This is a genomic window from Streptomyces violaceus, assembly GCF_036014075.1.
GTDB classification, from domain to species: domain Bacteria; phylum Actinomycetota; class Actinomycetes; order Streptomycetales; family Streptomycetaceae; genus Streptomyces; species Streptomyces violaceus.
Genome location: NZ_CP107911.1, coordinates 841,759 through 856,227 on the forward strand (window position 1 = coordinate 841,759; position 14,469 = coordinate 856,227).

Consider the following 14,469-nt stretch of genomic DNA (forward strand, 5'->3'; position numbering starts at 1 on the left):
ATGACCACACTCACCGCTCCCCCCAAGACGGCGTCGCCGCCCGTCGGCCCACGGACGCCCTCCGGTATCGGCAAGTGGCGGCGGCGCATCCCGCTGCTGCCGGCGCTGATCTTCACCATCGTCGTCACGCAGCTGCCCTTCGTGGCCACGCTGGTGATCTCCACCTTCCAGTGGAACATCCTCAGACCGGGCGACCGGCACTTCACCGGCCTGTCCAACTACGCGTTCGTGTTCACCGACGAGCGGCTGCGCGCGGCCGTGCTGAACACCGTCGTCCTCACCGCCTCGGTGGTGCTCATCAGCGTGCTCCTCGGCCTCGGCCTGGCCATGCTGCTCGACCGCGGGTTCCCCGGCCGCGGGCTGGCACGCACCCTGCTCATCGCCCCGTTCCTCGTCATGCCGGTCGCGGCGTCGCTGCTGTGGAAGCACGCCATCTACAACCCCGACTACGGACTGCTCAATGGCACCCTCAACGCCGTCTACCGGTTCTTCGGCGCCGACCACGGCCCCACGGTCGACTGGGTGTCCACCTACCCCATGCCCGCCGTCGTGATCTCGCTGGTCTGGCAGTGGACCCCGTTCATGATGCTCATCCTGCTGGCCGGTCTGCAGGCACAGCCCGGCGACGTACTGGAGGCGGCCCGCGTCGACGGGGCGTCTGCCCTTCAGACCTTCCGCCACATCACCCTTCCGCACCTGCGCCAGTACCTCGAACTGGGCATCCTGCTCGGCACGATCTACGTCGTGCAGACCTTCGACGCGGTCTACACCATCACCCAGGGCGGCCCTGGCAAGCAGACGACCAACCTGCCCTACGAGATCTACCTGACCATGTTCCGCAAGTACGAGTACGGCGAGGCGGCCGCCGCCGGTGTCGTCGTCGTGCTCGGCTCGATCGTGATCGCGACCTTCGCGCTGCGCACCATCGCGTCGCTGTTCCGCGAGGAGGTGTCCCGATGACCGCACGGCTGTCGCCCCTGTGGACCTTCGTCGCCTGGCTGGCCACGCTCGCGTTCTTCGCGCCGGTGGCGTGGATGGTGCTCACCTCCTTCCACCAGGAGGCCGACGCGGCGACCAACCCGCCGAGCCCTTTCGCCCCGTTCACCTTCGCGCAGTACGAAACGCTGTTCAGCCGGGACATCACCCCCTTCCTCCTCAACTCGGCCATGGCCAGCGTCATTTCGACGCTGCTGGTGCTCGCCCTGGCGGTGCCGACGGCCTATGCGCTGTCCATCAAGCCGGTCGAGAAGTGGACCGACGTGATGTTCTTCTTCCTGTCCACGAAGTTCCTCCCGGCGATCGCGGCCCTGCTGCCGGTCTACCTGATCGTCAAGGACGTCGGGATGCTGGACAACGTCTGGACCTTGATCGTCCTCTACACCGCCATGAACCTGCCGATCGCGGTATGGATGATGCGCTCGTTCCTCGCCGAGGTCCCCAAGGAGATCCTGGAGGCGGCCGAGGTCGACGGGGCCGGTCTGCTCACCGTGCTGGTGCGGGTCGTCGCGCCGGTCGCCATGCCCGGACTCGCCGCCACCTCGCTGATCTGCTTCATCTTCAGCTGGAACGAGTTCATGTTCGCCGTCAACCTCACCGCGACGCAGGCCTCGACCGCGCCGGTGTTCCTGGTCGGCTTCATCACCAACGAGGGCCTGTTCCTCGCCCGGCTGTGCGCGGCGGCCACGCTGGTGTCGCTGCCGGTCCTCATCGCCGGGTTCGCCGCCCAGGACAAGCTGGTCCGCGGCCTCTCCCTGGGAGCCGTGAAGTGACAACGGCGCCGCCCGACCGCACCCGAAACGGAGCACGAGCCATGTCCCAGCAGATCCGCCGCGTCCTCGTCCGGTCGATCGACGACATCACCGTCGAGCACGTCCCCGCGCCCACCGCCGACGAGGGCGAACTCCTCGTCCGCACCGCCGTGGTGGGCGTCTGCGGCTCCGACACCCACGCCGCCCAGGGCCGCCACCCGTTCATGTCCCTGCCCTACCACCCAGGACACGAGGCGGTCGGCGTCGTCGCGGCCACGGGCCCGGGCGTCGACGGATTCGCCCCGGGCGACCGGGTGGTCGTCGAGCCGAACCTCTTCTGCGGGCAGTGCCCCCAGTGCCGTACCGGCCGGTACAACATCTGCCAGGAGCTGAAGGTCTTCGGCTGCCAGACGCCGGGCGCCATGACGGATCTGTTCACCATCCCAGCCGACCGCGTCCACCGCGTTCCCGCCGGCATGACCGACCTCGAGGCCGCTCTCGTCGAACCGCTGGCCACTCCGGTGCACGCCGTGGCCAAGGCCGGTGACCTCACCGGACGTGCGGTCGTCGTCCTCGGCGCCGGACCCATCGGGCTGCTCGTGCTCGCCGCCGCCCGGCACGCGGGCGCCGCCGCGATCGCCGTCACGGACCTGCTGCCGGGCAAACGGGACCGGGCCCTGCGCCTCGGCGCCGACGCCGCCCTGCCCGCCGACGCGGCCGACCTCACCGAGCAGGCCAGGCAGACGCTCGGCGGACCGGTCGACGTGGTCTTCGACTGCGTGGCCCGCGAACAGTCCATGGCCCAGGCCACCGATGTGGTCACCAAGGGCGGCCGGATCATCGTCGTCGGTGTCGGCGCGGCCGGAACCACCCCCGTACGCCTCGACCTGATCCAGGACCGCGAGATCAGCGTCGAGGGCACGCTGATGTACACCGCCGAGGACTACCGCACCGCCCTCGCCCTGATCGGCTCGGGGGCCGTCGACACCGACGAGATCGTCACCGCCACGTTCCCCCTGGAAGAGGCGGCCAAGGCCTTCGCCGCCTCCCTCGCCCCGGAACACGTCAAGGTGCTGGTCACCGTGGAAGCGCCCTAGTGGCCGCCCTGGCTTCGCCCCACCCGTGTGCGAGACTTCGAGGTCGAAACGGACAAGGAGAGGGAGAGCCCCTAGTGGCCGCCAGGACTCGGTCGTCGCAGGCCGCGGTGGAGGAGCGGCGTCAGGCCATCCTGCGCCATGTCGTGGAACACGGCGAGACCCGCACAGACGAGCTCGCCGATCACTTCGGCGTCAGTCTGATGACGATGCACCGCGACCTCGACGACCTCGCTCAGCGATCCCTGCTCCGCAAGGAACGCGGCCGGGCCGTGGCCTACCCGGCGGTCACCATGGAAACCGCGACCCGCTTCCGCGAAAGCACCGCGCTCTCGGCGAAAGCCGCCGTCTGCCGCGCCGCGATCAGCCGCATCAAGCCCGGCAGCACGGTCGTCATGGACGACTCCACCACCCTCTTCCCCCTCGCCCCCGCCCTCGCGGAACTCGACCGGATCACCGTCGTCACCAACTCGGTGGGCCTGGCCCAGCGGCTCGGGTCCGCTCCCGGTGTGGAGGTCGCCCTGCTCGGCGGGCGGTATCACGGCGACTTCAACTCCTGCACCGGCCCGGAGGTCACCCGCACCCTCTCCCGCATCCGCGCCGACCTCGCCCTGATGTCCGCCACCGCCGTCCTCTCGGGCCGGCTCTTCCACCCCTTGAGCGAGTACGTCGAGGTCAAGCTGGCCATGCTCGAATCCGCCGAGCGGGCCGTGCTCCTCGTGGACCACTCGAAGTTCGGCAAGACCGCCACCCACGCGTACGGCACGGTGGCCGACTACGAGGCCGTCATCACCGACACGGCCACCCCTGAGACGGAGATCGCGGCCTTGAGAAGCCTCGGTGTGCCGGTCGAGACAGCCGACCCCGGAGACCACCCGCAGTGATACACGCCCTGTTCGAAACCCCCAGCGCCTACCGCCCCACCCCCGCGCAGATGGCCGCACCCGTCCCGGCGGTCGAAGCCGTCCTCTTCGATTTCAGCAACACGATCTTCCGGATGATCGACCTGGAGACGTGGCTGCACCGGGTCGGCGTGGCTTGCGGCCGTGCGGCCGTGCTGGACGAGGACGGCGCCGTGCCCGAGATCGCGCGGCAGTTGCGGGACGCCTTCCGACTGCCCGGCGTCGCGGCCCTCCAGGAGGGCCGCGACCTCTCCTCGCAGCAGCACCGCCGCGCCATGCGGGGCTGGTGGGAGCACGTGGACTTCCTGCGGGGCGTCGAGGAAACGGCCTACCGGGAACTCACCGCCCCCGACGCCTGGCTGCCCTACTCCGACACCCGGCCCACACTCCGTGCGCTGCGCGCCCGCGGACTGCGCATCGGCATCGTCAGCGACTTCGCCTGGGACCTGAGGGTCCACCTCGCCCACGCCGGGCTGGAGGACCTGATCGACGGCTGTGTCATCTCCTACGAGCAAGGCCGTGAGAAGCCCGATCCGCAGCTGTTCCTCAAAGCCTGTGCCGACCTCGGCGCCGACCCCCGCGCCACCCTCATGGTGGGCGACAACCCGGTACGCGACGGCGCCGCCACCGCCTGCGGTCTGCGTGCCTACATCCTCCCGGCCGAACAACGCACCGGCGACCGGGGCCTGGCCGAAGTCCTCCGCCTCGTGGCCTGACCCACCACCCCCGTGGGAGCTCCTCAGGTGCGTGACGTGAGGATGCTGAGTGAGTTGGCGGCCACGATGGCCGCGACGGCGGCCGACTCGGTCCAGCCCAGGTCCTGGCCGAGGACGATCCAGCCGACCACGGCGGCCAGCACGGGGTTGACACTCATGAAGAGCCCGAAGGTCTGGGCCGGGACGCGGCGCAGGGTGAGCAGGTCCGCCAGATAGGGGACGGCCGAGGACAGGACGCCGGCTGCGAGGGCGTAGGCAACGGACCCCGCGGTCGGCGGATGCTCGACGACGAGGACCATGCCGACCGGCAGGAACATCAGGGCGGAGACTCCGGCCGCGGCGGCCGATCCCTGCACTCCGGGGACGCGTCGGCCGACGGTGCGGTTGAGCAGGATGTACGACGCCCAGCAGACGGCGGCCAGCAGCCCGAGGCCCATGCCCAGGTAGTCGGTGGAGGGCTGCGGGCGCATCAGGGTGACGACGCCCGCCGCGGCGATCAGCGCGCAGCACGCGTCCACACGGCGGCGTGAGGCGGCGAGGGCGATGCTCAGAGGCCCGAGAAACTCCAGGGTCACCGCGAGGCCGAGACCGATGCGGTCGATGGCGCTGTACAGGGACAGGTTCATCGTCCCGAACACCAGGGCCAGCAGCAGCACCGGCCACCACTGCCGCTTGGTGAAGGTACGCAGACGGGGGCGGCCGACGGCCATCAGGACGATCGCGGCCACGTACTGGCGTACGGCGACGACACCGACCGGTCCGAGGACGGGGAAGGCCAGGGAACCGATCGCGGCGCCGGTCTGATTGGACAGACCGCTGCCGAACATGGTGACCACACCGGCCAGGCGTTTTCCGCCGGGGTCCGGGGCGCCGAGATCAGGGGCGGAGGACGCCGCGACGGTTCCCTGCGCGGGTGCCGGCGTCGGTGCGGAGGCTGCGTGCATGACCCGATCCTGAGATCGCACGGGGCATGCGCAAAATGCATCCGGTACTCCATCTATACGCTTGAGTCATGGATGTGGAACTGCGGCAGTTGCGCTGCCTCGTCGCGATCGTCGACGAGGGCAGCTTCACCGACGCCGCCATCGCGCTCGGAGTCTCCCAGGCCGCCGTGTCCCGCACCCTGGCCTCCCTCGAACGCGCCCTCGGAGTAAGGCTGTTGCGGCGTACCTCCCGTGAGGTGAGCCCGACCGGAACGGGACTGCGCGTGCTGGCGCATGCCCGGCGTGTGCTCGGCGAGGTGGACGATCTGGTCCAGGAGGCCACCTCGGGCCATGCCTGCCTGCGGGTCGGTTACGCCTGGTCGGCCGTGGGCCGCCACACGCTGGCCTTTCAGCGCCGCTGGGCCGAGACGCGCCCGGAGACGGAGCTGCGGCTCGTCCGCGTCAACTCCGCCACCGCCGGCCTCGCGGAGGGCGCCTGCGACCTGGCCGTGGTCCGCAGACCACTGGACGACCGCCGCTTCGACTCCGCGATCGTGGGCCTGGAACGGCGCTTGTGCGCGATGGCGTCCGACGATCCCCTGGCCCGGCGCCGCTCCGTGAGACTCGCCGACATCGGCGGACGCACGCTGCTGATCGACCGGCGGACCGGCACCACCACGACCCAACTGTGGCCACCGGACTCCCGTCCGGCCACCCGGGCCACCCACGACGTCGACGACTGGCTGACCGCGATCTCGCTGGGCCGGTGTGTGGGGATGACGGCCGAGTCGACCGCACACCAGTACCCGCGTCCCGGCATCGTCTACCGGCCGGTGCGCGACGCCGAGCCGATCGCGGTGCGCCTCGCCTGGTGGCGGGACGAACCGCATCCCGCCGCCCAGGCCGCGCTCGAACTGCTCACGACGCTGTACGGCACGGGATGACCCCGGTTGTACGTCACGCCGGCGTTCGATCGTGGGCGTCCGGCATCACTGGCACCGGCGGCCGGTGTTGATGCACTTGACCATCCGGTTCATCAGCCGCTCGTCGAAGACGTTGACGAAGTCACCGTGGTCCGTGATCGGTTGGTGCATCTGCTCCGGGAAGCCGTCCACCGCGTAGAACGGGCTCGACCGTCCGTCGTCGTTCAGGCTGGGTGCGTCCACGTCGTAGACCAGACGCTGTACGAGCTGCGGAATGGCCTTGAAGCCACGCGGGCAGGCGCCCGTTTTCGGATCGGCGAACGCGACGTGGGCGCGGTGGTTGGCGCTGTCGGTGTTCCGGCCGTCCCAGCAGCTCTGGAACTTGGACGTCCGGACCAGGTCGCTGCCCTCGGGACAGACCGGGTACTTGTCCGTCACCTGCCGGTCCTCGAAGCCGGTGCAGCTCCATGCCGCGTTGGCGTTCGCGGTGCCGTTGGTGAACGCCTTGGCATCACCGGTGATGATCCGCAGGAACTTGGGCATGGCCACGACCTTGCCGCTCGCGTTGCCCACATAGTCCAGGGTCACCTCGGACGCGGTGAGGATCTTGCCGGTATTGCCCTCGGCTCCGCCGCCCTGCTGCTCGGCGTCGAATTCCTCGGTTCCGTCCTGCAGCCGGAGAACCGGCCAGTAGTAGGAGGACTTGTCGTCCTGGTTCCGGCAGGTCGTCTCGCCGCCCGCGAAGTCGTCGTTGTCGGCGAACGCGTCGTTCGCCTGGTTGCCGACGTAGTCATGCGTGTGGTGAGCACCGTTGTCCACACCGGGCGCGACGATGACGTTGTCGCTGTTGTACAGCTTGTTCTCGTTCACACCGCACTGGGTGGTGAAGGTCCCCCGGGAGGCCTTCCGCGACTCTCGGGGTGCTGTCACATTCGGGCGGACCGTGGTGATGTCGACGAAGTCCGCAGCGACAGGCCCGTTGCCGGCGTCGCTCTGGTTGCCGGCGGCGCGCAGCGTGCAGGCTGCCAGCGACTCGAGGCCCCGCGGCCTGTCGCCCGCCCTGCCGATGGCCAGGGCGATCCGGTCGATCGTCGCGACCCGCTTGTCCTTCAGGGGGCCCATGATCGCGTTCTCGGCGAAGGCGCTGTCCTGCTGTATGGCCCGGGTCGAACTCCGCAGCCTCTGATAGGCCTCGGAGATCTGGCTGTCCAGCAGAGCGAGTTGCTTGTCGACCTCCGCCCTGGCCTGGCCCGGCACCTGCCGCAGCCGACTGCCTACATCGGGGCAGCCGATGGTCGAGGCGTCCGAGGCCGAGGCTTGGCCGGTCCCGCCTGGAGACGACCGTTTGACGGTGTTTCCGCCCGATGTCTCATGGGCGGAGGCATACACATTCACGACCACCAGCCCGCCGCCCCCGAGTATGAGAGCAGCGGCGGCCGCAATGACCTTGCCGCCCCGGGACTTCGACCGTTTGCGCGTGTTGCGCCCCATGGTTCTCCTCCGAGCTCTGCTCCGTCGAAACCTTCGTTCGGGAAGCAGAGTTGTCCATGGGGCTGCCGCACCGGAGGAATTGGCTCTCCACGTCAGGTTCTCGTAAGAACTCGCCGCACCAGTCGATGGCTGATCTTACGAACCCATGACACGGCGGATGCCGGCGACTTCACGCGCCTACGCTCGCCGCATGCCGAGCATCCGCACCACCGCCATCGTCGTCGCCGCGCCACTGGTCCTGGCTTCGGCCGGCCTCGCGCACCCGCACGGCCTGTCCAGGTCGACCTCCACCGACTGGACCGAGCTGCACATCGCGCTGCTGCCGGTCTTCCCACTGCTCACCCTCGGCCTCCTGGTCCCTCTTTGGCACCGGCCACGCGCCGACCTCGCGGGCTTCGCCACGGTTCTGGCCTGGGCAGCCGCCTTCGTCTACGCGGCCTTCTACACAGGGCTCGACGCGGTCGCCGGCATCGCGGCCGGAACGGCGGTCGGGAACGCCCCGGATTCGGCGCGGCTGGGACCGCTGAAGCAACCGTTGTACGACATGGGAGAGACACTGGGGAACATCGGCGCCTCCGCCCTCCTCGCCGCCGTGGTGGCCTCAGCGGTCGCCCTGTACCCCCGCCACGGCATCCGAGTCCTCCCCGGCACAGCTGTCCTTCTCGTGGCGGGCTGGTCCTTCATCGACAGCCATGTCTTCTGGCCCCGCGGCGTCTTCACCATGCTGGGATTCGCCATGGGTTTCGCTCTCCTCAGCTGGGCGACGAGTACCCGCGACGACCACAGGGTCAGTCGGCGGCAAGCGACTGCTCCGCCCAAATGATCTTGCCGTTGACGGTCTGACGGGTACCCCAGCCCTGGGTGAGCTGAGCGACGAGAAGCAGCCCACGTCCGCCTTCGTCGAAGGTACGGGCCCGGCGCAGGTGGGGCGCGGTCGTGCTGCCGTCGGACACTTCGCAGATGAGGGTGCGGTCGTAGATCAGTCTGAGCTCGATGGGAGGTCGCCCGTACCGGATGGCGTTGGTGATCAGTTCGCTGACGACCAGCTCGGTGACGAACACGGCATCGTCCACGCCCCACTCGGACAGTTGCCGGCAGGCGGCTTTGCGCGCCTCGGCGACCGCGGCGGGGTCCGACGGCACCGGCCAGGTCGCCACGTGCGAGGCGTCGAGGGCACGGGTGCGGGCTACGAGGAGCGCCACATCGTCGGTGGGGCGGTCCACGAGCATGGTGCGCAACAGGGCGTCGCAGGTGGCCTCCAGGTCCGGGGCCGGTCGTCGCAGCACGTCGCGCAGAGCGGCGGTCCCTTCGTCGGTGTCCCGGCCGCGGCCGTCGACGAGCCCGTCCGTGTAGAGGACGAGCAGGCTGCCTTCGGCCAGCTCCAGGTCGATCGACTCGAAGGGCATGCCGCCCAGGCCGAGGGGGAGGCCTGCCGGAACATCGAGCCGCTCGACGGTGCCGTCGGGTGCCACGAGGACGGGCTCGGGGTGGCCCGCGCGGGCGACAGTGCAGTGGCGCGAGACCGGATCGTAGACGGCGTACAGACAGGTGGCGCCGATGTCGCCGTCGAGCAGGGCCATGGTGTCGGCCCCGCCGGCCAAGTGGCTGACCAGGTCGTCCAGGTGGGTCAGCAGCTCGTCGGGGGGAAGGTCGACATCGGCCAGCGTGCGTACGGCGGTGCGCAGCCGCCCCATGGTCGCCGAGGCCTGGATGCCGTGGCCCACGACGTCGCCGACGACCAGGGCGACCCGGGCGCCGGACAGCGGAATGACGTCGAACCAGTCGCCGCCGACACCCGCCCGGGTGCTGGCGGGCAGATAGCGGGAGGCGACGTCCAGGGCCGCCTGCTCGGGAAGTCGTTGCGGCAGCAGGCTGCTCTGCAACGCGAGGGAGGTGTCGCGCTCGCGGGTGTAGCGCCGGGCGTTGTCGATGCACACGGCTGCGCGGGCGGTGATCTCCTGGCCCAGCAGCAGGTCGTCCTGCTCGAAGCGCTTGGGCCGGCGGTGGCGGGAGAACGTGGCCACGCCCAGGGTGAGGCCACGCGCACGCATGGGTACCGCCAGCACCGAGTGGAACCCGAACCTCCGCATGCGTTCGGCCCGCTCGGGTGCGGTCCGGTCCAGGTCCTCCAGGGCGGCGGGCGTGAGGTGCTCGATGAACGGCCGGCCCGCGGCCAGGCACTCCGCCGCGGTGGAACCCTCTGGGTAGGCCGCCACCGTGCCGTGCGGCACCACGGCTTCGGGGCTGCCCTCCAGAACCGACTGAGAGGCGACCCGGCGCAGCATCACCGGATCGTGCGGGGAGCCCTGCGGCGGATCCTCACCTCCCTCGATCGCCGGCAGGAGATCGACCGTGACGAAGTCCGCGAACCGTGGGACGGCCACGTCGGCGAGTTCCTGAGCGGTACGGGGCAGGTCCAGGGTGCTGCCGATCCGCAGGCTGGCGTCGTTGACCAGGACGAGCCGCTGCCGTGCAAGGTGCTGCTCGGTCACGTCGTGTGCCGACAGCAGGACACCTTCGAGTCGCCCGTCGGAGTCCCGCACCGGGACGAGGGACACCGACCAGACGCTCTCCCGCTCATGGCCGGCGAGGTGCAGTGCGGCGCCGAGCTCCTGGAGACGCCCGGTCTCCAGCGCGGCGCGCATGCCCTCCTCGGTTCGTTCGCTCTCCGGGTCGAGGACGATCTCCGTCACCCGCAGGCCACGCATCTCCGCCTCGGACAGGCCCATCACCCGTTCCATGTCCGCGTTCGCCCAGCGCAACCGCAGCCCGATGTCGTACAGGGCCATCGCGGAGGGAGCCTGGGCGAAACTGCGCCGCACGAACGTGTCGTCCTCGGGGGTCGGGGACGGCCGGGTCACCGGTGACACCAGCAGCCAGTCGTCCCCGCCGCTCTCGCGGCGATGGGCCAGCAGCCCGACGGTGAGGCGGTGGCCGTCCCGGTGCAGCAGCTTGGCCGTCCCGCTCCACCTCGGCAGGCCGGTCAGCGAGTTCAGCACCTCCGTCGGAGCGGGGTCCGCGAGAAGCGCGGCCGCGTTCCAGCCGATCACCTCGGGGGCCCGGTGACCGAGCAGCCGCCGGGCCCCTTCGTTCCAGCCGGTCACGACACCGTGACCATCGACGACGACCCTGGCCGTGGCCGCCTCGTCGACACGTTCCTGCGACCACCCGCTCGGGCCGTCGTCCCGGGCGGACGCGGATCCGATCATGACGTCATCTCGCCTCACTCCCGCCCTGGGGCCGTCCGCCCGGGAGCGCCCTGAACCCAAGGTGCGCCGAACCTCCTTTTATTACGACACTAGACAACAAGAGTGACATATGAGCGTAAACGGGTCCTCGTGGCAGGACGGCGACACCGACCCGGACGGAGGGCGGCACCCATGGCTGGCAACGGCGAGAGGTGGCCGGACCGGGCCGAGTGGGCCGGGAAGATCTTCAGCGCGGGCTGGCGCGAGTCCGAGGGCGGCACCCGCCAGGTGATCGAACCGGCCTCGGGGCAGGTGCTGGCCGAAGTCGGCGTCGCCTCCCCCGCGGATGTCGCCCAAGCCGGTGCACGAGCCGCACGGGCGGCCGGGGACTGGGCCGCGGCAGTTCCCTCCGACCGCGCCGAGATCCTGCTGCGCGCGTCCTCCGTCCTGCGTGAGCACCGGGATACGTTCCGCGACTGGATCGTCCGCGAGTCGGCCGGCGTCCCCGCCAAGGGTGACTACGAGATCATCGCCGCCCTCGCCCAGCTGACGCACGCCGTCGGACTCGCGTCCCAGCCTCGGGGTGAGGTTCTGAACCCCCAGGCCCCCGGTGGAACGAGTCTGGCGTGGCGGGTGCCGCTCGGCGTCGTCGGTGTCATCAACCCCTGGAACGCGCCGCTCCTGTTCGCGATGCGAGCGCTGGCGCCCGCCCTCGCACTGGGCAACGCCGTGCTGCTCAAGCCCGACCCGCTCACTCCGGTGTCCGGGGGTGTCCTCGTCGCGCGGCTCTTCGAGGACGCCGGGCTGCCCGACGGGGTGCTGCACGTGCTGCCGGGCGGTGCGGAGACCGGGCGGGCGGTCGCGGCGGATCCTCATGTCGCCATGGTCTCGTTCACCGGCTCCATCGAGGCCGGACGTGCCGTGGCCCGGGTGGCGGGTGAGGGACTGAAGCGGGTCTCCCTGGAGCTCGGCGGCAAGAACTCGCTCGTCGTGCTCGAGGACGCGGACGTGGCGGCGGCCGCCCTGGCCGGAGCCGTGAGCACGTTCGGCTACCAGGGACAGGCCTGCGTCGCGGCCGGCCGCCATCTGGTCCATGCCGACGTGGTCGAGGCGTACACCGACGCGCTGGTCGGGCACGCGCGGAGCATGCGTGTCGGCGACCCCCGCGTGGAGGGCGTCACCGTCGGCCCGGTCATCAGCGCGCGGCAGGCCGACCGGATCGAGCGCATCGTCGACGAGAGCGTGGCAGGCGGGGCGCGGGTGCGTACGGGCGGGCGACGTGAAGGCCTCTTCTACCCACCCACCGTCCTGGACCACATCGACCGGGCCATGCCCGTGTTCACCGAGGAGATCTTCGGTCCCGTCGCCCCCGTCCTGCCCTTTCACAGCGATGCGGAGGCCGTCGAGCTCGCCAACGACACCGCGTACGGTCTGACGGCTGCCGTGCACTCCGGCTCCGTACCGAGGGCGACCGCTGTTGCCGGGCAGCTGCGCACCGGCATGGTCCACATCAACGACGTCTCCGCCAAGGACGCCGCGAACGCCCCCTTCGGAGGCCTGGGCATCTCCGGCAACGGCTCCCGCATCGGCGGTACAGCCAGCCTGGAAGAGTTCACCCAGTGGCGCTGGATGACGGCACCGGGACCGGTGTGACTGCTGTTCGGCCGCCTGCCCGGGGCGAGGGCGGGGTCCGTCGCCGGGACGGCGGGCATCGGCTCCGGTTATTCAGTGTTCCGGCCGTGGTCCGTCCGGGCGGCACCGGGGCGCGCTGCCGCGGGTGCGGCCACTCACCCGCGATAGGACGGGGCTGTTTCCTCCCCCACCTCTGGGTGCCGTTTCCGCGGCTCCTTCGGCCGCCGTGCGCCGCACCCGGGAAAGGACCCGCTGGTGTCTGTACCCCAGAGCATCGATCACTCCGTCACCGGATACAGCCTTTCGCACGCCTACTGGATGGCCAAGGCGTCCGACCTGGCCTACAAGGACCGGTCCACCATCGAGCAGCAGGCGCGGAAGTGGGGGTTCGACCGGGTTCTCCATCACGAGACGCGGTTCACGCCGCCGTTTCCGCTGGAGGACACCCAGGCGTACACGATGGCCAGTGACAGGATGATCATCATCGGTTTCCGCGGCACGGAACCGGTGCAGATCCGCGACTGGCTCACGGACGCCGTCACGCCGCCCGTACCGGGCCCGGCGGGCACCGGATACATCCACCACGGCTTCGGCGAGGCCCTGGAGTCGATCTTCCCCCCGGTCCGGGACGGGCTCGCCGATCTGCGCGACCAGGAGCAGTCGGTCTGGTTCACCGGCCACAGCCTGGGCGGGGCACTCGCCATGCTGGCCGGCTGCCGGATGTACCTGGAGGAGCCGCGGCTGCGGGCCGACGGCGTCTACACCTTCGGCCAGCCCCGTACCTGCGACCGGCTGCTCGCCAAGGCCTGCAACAAGGGCTTCAAGGACCGGCTCTACCGGTTCGTCAACAACAACGACATCGTCCCGCAGATGCCCCCGGAGCCGGCCTTCACCCACGTCGAGGCCCTGCGGTACATCGACTCCCACGGCAAGGTGCACACCACACTGCCCTTGGTCACCGGGTTCGTCGACCGTGTCGGGCGGCTTGACCACCGACGCCTTCGCCCCGGCGAGCGACGGCGTGCGCGACCACTTCATGAACAACTACGTCAGGGCTCTCGAACGCAACCCGGCCTGAACGGCGGGGACATCGGACGCCGGTCCCGCCCTCAGTGCCCCAGCCCGGCGCCGCCGTCGACCGGGACGACGGCGCCGCGCACATACCCGGCACCGGCCAGGAACGCCACCGCGTCGGCGACCTCCTCGGGGCGGGCGAGGCGTCCGGCCGGGGTCCGGCGCAGCAGACCCTGGCGCTGCCGGTCGCTGAGCGCGCGGCTCATGTCCGACTCGGTGAGGCCCGGCGCCACCACGTTGCAGGTGATGTCCCTGGGTCCGAGTTCGTGGGTCAGGGACCGCGCGAATCCGACCAGCCCCGCCTTCGCCGCCGCGTAGTTGGTCTGCCCGGGGGCGCCGTGCAGCGCCGACGTGGAGGAGACCAGCACGATACGGCCGTGGCCTTCGCGGAGCATCCCGCGCACGGCTCGCCGGGCGACCCGGAAGGCACCCGTGAGGTTGGTGTCGATGACGGAGGTGAAGTCGGCCTCGCTCATCCGCACCAGCAGGCGGTCGTTGGCGGCGCCCGCGCCCGCGACCAGGACGGTGACCGGACCGTGGGCCGACTCGGCCTCCGTGAAGGCCCGGTCCACCTGATCGCTGTCCGTCACATCGCACCGTACGGCGAGGAAGCCCTCGGACGCGGGCGGCTCCTCACCTCTGTGTGTCACCGCCACCCGGTCTCCCGCCGCAGCGAAGCGGCGGGCTATGGCCAGCCCGATCCCCCTGTTTCCCCCGGTGACGAAGACCGAACGGGTCGTTGTCCGCGCCGGCATGACTTCCTCTCCTGTCCTGCTCC

12 protein-coding genes and 1 pseudogene are annotated in these 14,469 nt (G+C 70.5%); 9 read left to right on the forward strand and 4 right to left on the reverse strand.

Annotation, left to right across the window (positions count from 1 at the left end):
* The 5 genes from OG542_RS03910 (at position 1) to OG542_RS03930 (ending at position 4,460) form a co-directional block, all read left to right on the forward strand.
* The gene (locus tag OG542_RS03910) at positions 1-960 is read left to right on the forward strand and encodes a carbohydrate ABC transporter permease (protein WP_328408204.1); all 960 of its coding nucleotides are present in this window, start codon (positions 1-3) and stop codon (positions 958-960) included.
* Entirely contained in the window at positions 957-1,769 is an 813-nt protein-coding gene (locus OG542_RS03915) for a carbohydrate ABC transporter permease (RefSeq protein WP_261680062.1), read from the forward strand. The genes OG542_RS03910 and OG542_RS03915 overlap by 4 nt, the downstream gene beginning before the upstream one ends.
* 41 nt (positions 1,770-1,810) lie before the next feature.
* Entirely contained in the window at positions 1,811-2,845 is a 1,035-nt protein-coding gene (locus tag OG542_RS03920) for a zinc-dependent alcohol dehydrogenase (protein ID WP_328408206.1), read from the forward strand.
* A 74-nt stretch (positions 2,846-2,919) separates the two neighbouring features.
* A complete protein-coding gene (locus OG542_RS03925; protein ID WP_328408208.1) occupies positions 2,920-3,726 on the forward strand; it encodes a DeoR/GlpR family DNA-binding transcription regulator in 807 nt (268 codons plus the stop codon).
* On the forward strand, positions 3,723-4,460 hold the full coding sequence (locus OG542_RS03930) for an HAD family hydrolase (RefSeq protein ID WP_328408210.1): 738 nt from the start codon (positions 3,723-3,725) through the stop codon (positions 4,458-4,460). The genes OG542_RS03925 and OG542_RS03930 overlap by 4 nt, the downstream gene beginning before the upstream one ends.
* A 23-nt stretch (positions 4,461-4,483) precedes the next feature.
* Here OG542_RS03930 and OG542_RS03935 read toward each other — a convergent pair whose 3' ends face one another.
* The gene (locus tag OG542_RS03935; RefSeq protein ID WP_328408212.1) at positions 4,484-5,404 is read right to left on the reverse strand and encodes an EamA family transporter; all 921 of its coding nucleotides are present in this window, start codon (positions 5,402-5,404) and stop codon (positions 4,484-4,486) included.
* Between the two features lie 68 nt (positions 5,405-5,472).
* On the opposite strand from OG542_RS03935, the gene OG542_RS03940 reads away from it, so the two are divergent.
* Positions 5,473-6,327: a LysR family transcriptional regulator gene (locus OG542_RS03940; RefSeq protein ID WP_328408215.1), complete on the forward strand. Its 855-nt coding sequence runs from the start codon at positions 5,473-5,475 to the stop codon at positions 6,325-6,327.
* Positions 6,328-6,372: 45 nt separating this feature from the next.
* On the opposite strand, the gene OG542_RS03945 is transcribed toward OG542_RS03940, so the two are convergent.
* Positions 6,373-7,797, reverse strand: a complete 1,425-nt coding sequence (locus OG542_RS03945; protein ID WP_328408217.1) for a DUF1996 domain-containing protein — start codon at positions 7,795-7,797, stop codon at positions 6,373-6,375.
* A 190-nt stretch (positions 7,798-7,987) separates the two neighbouring features.
* On the opposite strand from OG542_RS03945, the gene OG542_RS03950 reads away from it, so the two are divergent.
* Entirely contained in the window at positions 7,988-8,620 is a 633-nt protein-coding gene (locus OG542_RS03950) for a hypothetical protein (protein WP_328408219.1), read from the forward strand.
* Here OG542_RS03950 and OG542_RS03955 read toward each other — a convergent pair.
* On the reverse strand, positions 8,586-11,006 hold the full coding sequence (locus tag OG542_RS03955) for a SpoIIE family protein phosphatase (RefSeq protein ID WP_328408221.1): 2,421 nt from the start codon (positions 11,004-11,006) through the stop codon (positions 8,586-8,588). The two genes, OG542_RS03950 and OG542_RS03955, sit on opposite strands and share 35 nt — an antisense overlap.
* Before the next feature lie 171 nt (positions 11,007-11,177).
* On the opposite strand from OG542_RS03955, the gene OG542_RS03960 reads away from it, so the two are divergent.
* Both OG542_RS03960 and OG542_RS03965 read left to right on the forward strand, forming a co-directional pair.
* Complete coding sequence (locus tag OG542_RS03960; RefSeq protein ID WP_328408223.1) at positions 11,178-12,638, forward strand: aldehyde dehydrogenase family protein; 1,461 nt, start codon at positions 11,178-11,180, stop codon at positions 12,636-12,638.
* Between the two features lie 234 nt (positions 12,639-12,872).
* Positions 12,873-13,695: pseudogene (locus OG542_RS03965) on the forward strand (lipase family protein).
* Positions 13,696-13,726: 31 nt separating this feature from the next.
* On the opposite strand, the gene OG542_RS03970 reads toward OG542_RS03965, so the two are convergent.
* Positions 13,727-14,446, reverse strand: coding sequence for an SDR family oxidoreductase (locus OG542_RS03970; RefSeq protein ID WP_328408225.1), 720 nt, complete (start codon positions 14,444-14,446; stop codon positions 13,727-13,729).
* Positions 14,447-14,469 lie beyond the last annotated feature (23 nt).

Coding starts and splice junctions, on each gene's coding strand:
- OG542_RS03960 (WP_328408223.1), top strand. CDS start 11,178: ATGGCTGGCAACGGCGAGAGGTGGCCGGACCGGGCCGAGTGGGCCGGG.
- OG542_RS03970 (WP_328408225.1), bottom strand. CDS start 14,446: ATGCCGGCGCGGACAACGACCCGTTCGGTCTTCGTCACCGGGGGAAAC.
- OG542_RS03935 (WP_328408212.1), bottom strand. CDS start 5,404: ATGCACGCAGCCTCCGCACCGACGCCGGCACCCGCGCAGGGAACCGTC.
- OG542_RS03950 (WP_328408219.1), top strand. CDS start 7,988: ATGCCGAGCATCCGCACCACCGCCATCGTCGTCGCCGCGCCACTGGTC.
- OG542_RS03945 (WP_328408217.1), bottom strand. CDS start 7,797: ATGGGGCGCAACACGCGCAAACGGTCGAAGTCCCGGGGCGGCAAGGTC.
- OG542_RS03940 (WP_328408215.1), top strand. CDS start 5,473: ATGGATGTGGAACTGCGGCAGTTGCGCTGCCTCGTCGCGATCGTCGAC.
- OG542_RS03910 (WP_328408204.1), top strand. CDS start 1: ATGACCACACTCACCGCTCCCCCCAAGACGGCGTCGCCGCCCGTCGGC.
- OG542_RS03915 (WP_261680062.1), top strand. CDS start 957: ATGACCGCACGGCTGTCGCCCCTGTGGACCTTCGTCGCCTGGCTGGCC.
- OG542_RS03920 (WP_328408206.1), top strand. CDS start 1,811: ATGTCCCAGCAGATCCGCCGCGTCCTCGTCCGGTCGATCGACGACATC.
- OG542_RS03955 (WP_328408221.1), bottom strand. CDS start 11,006: ATGATCGGATCCGCGTCCGCCCGGGACGACGGCCCGAGCGGGTGGTCG.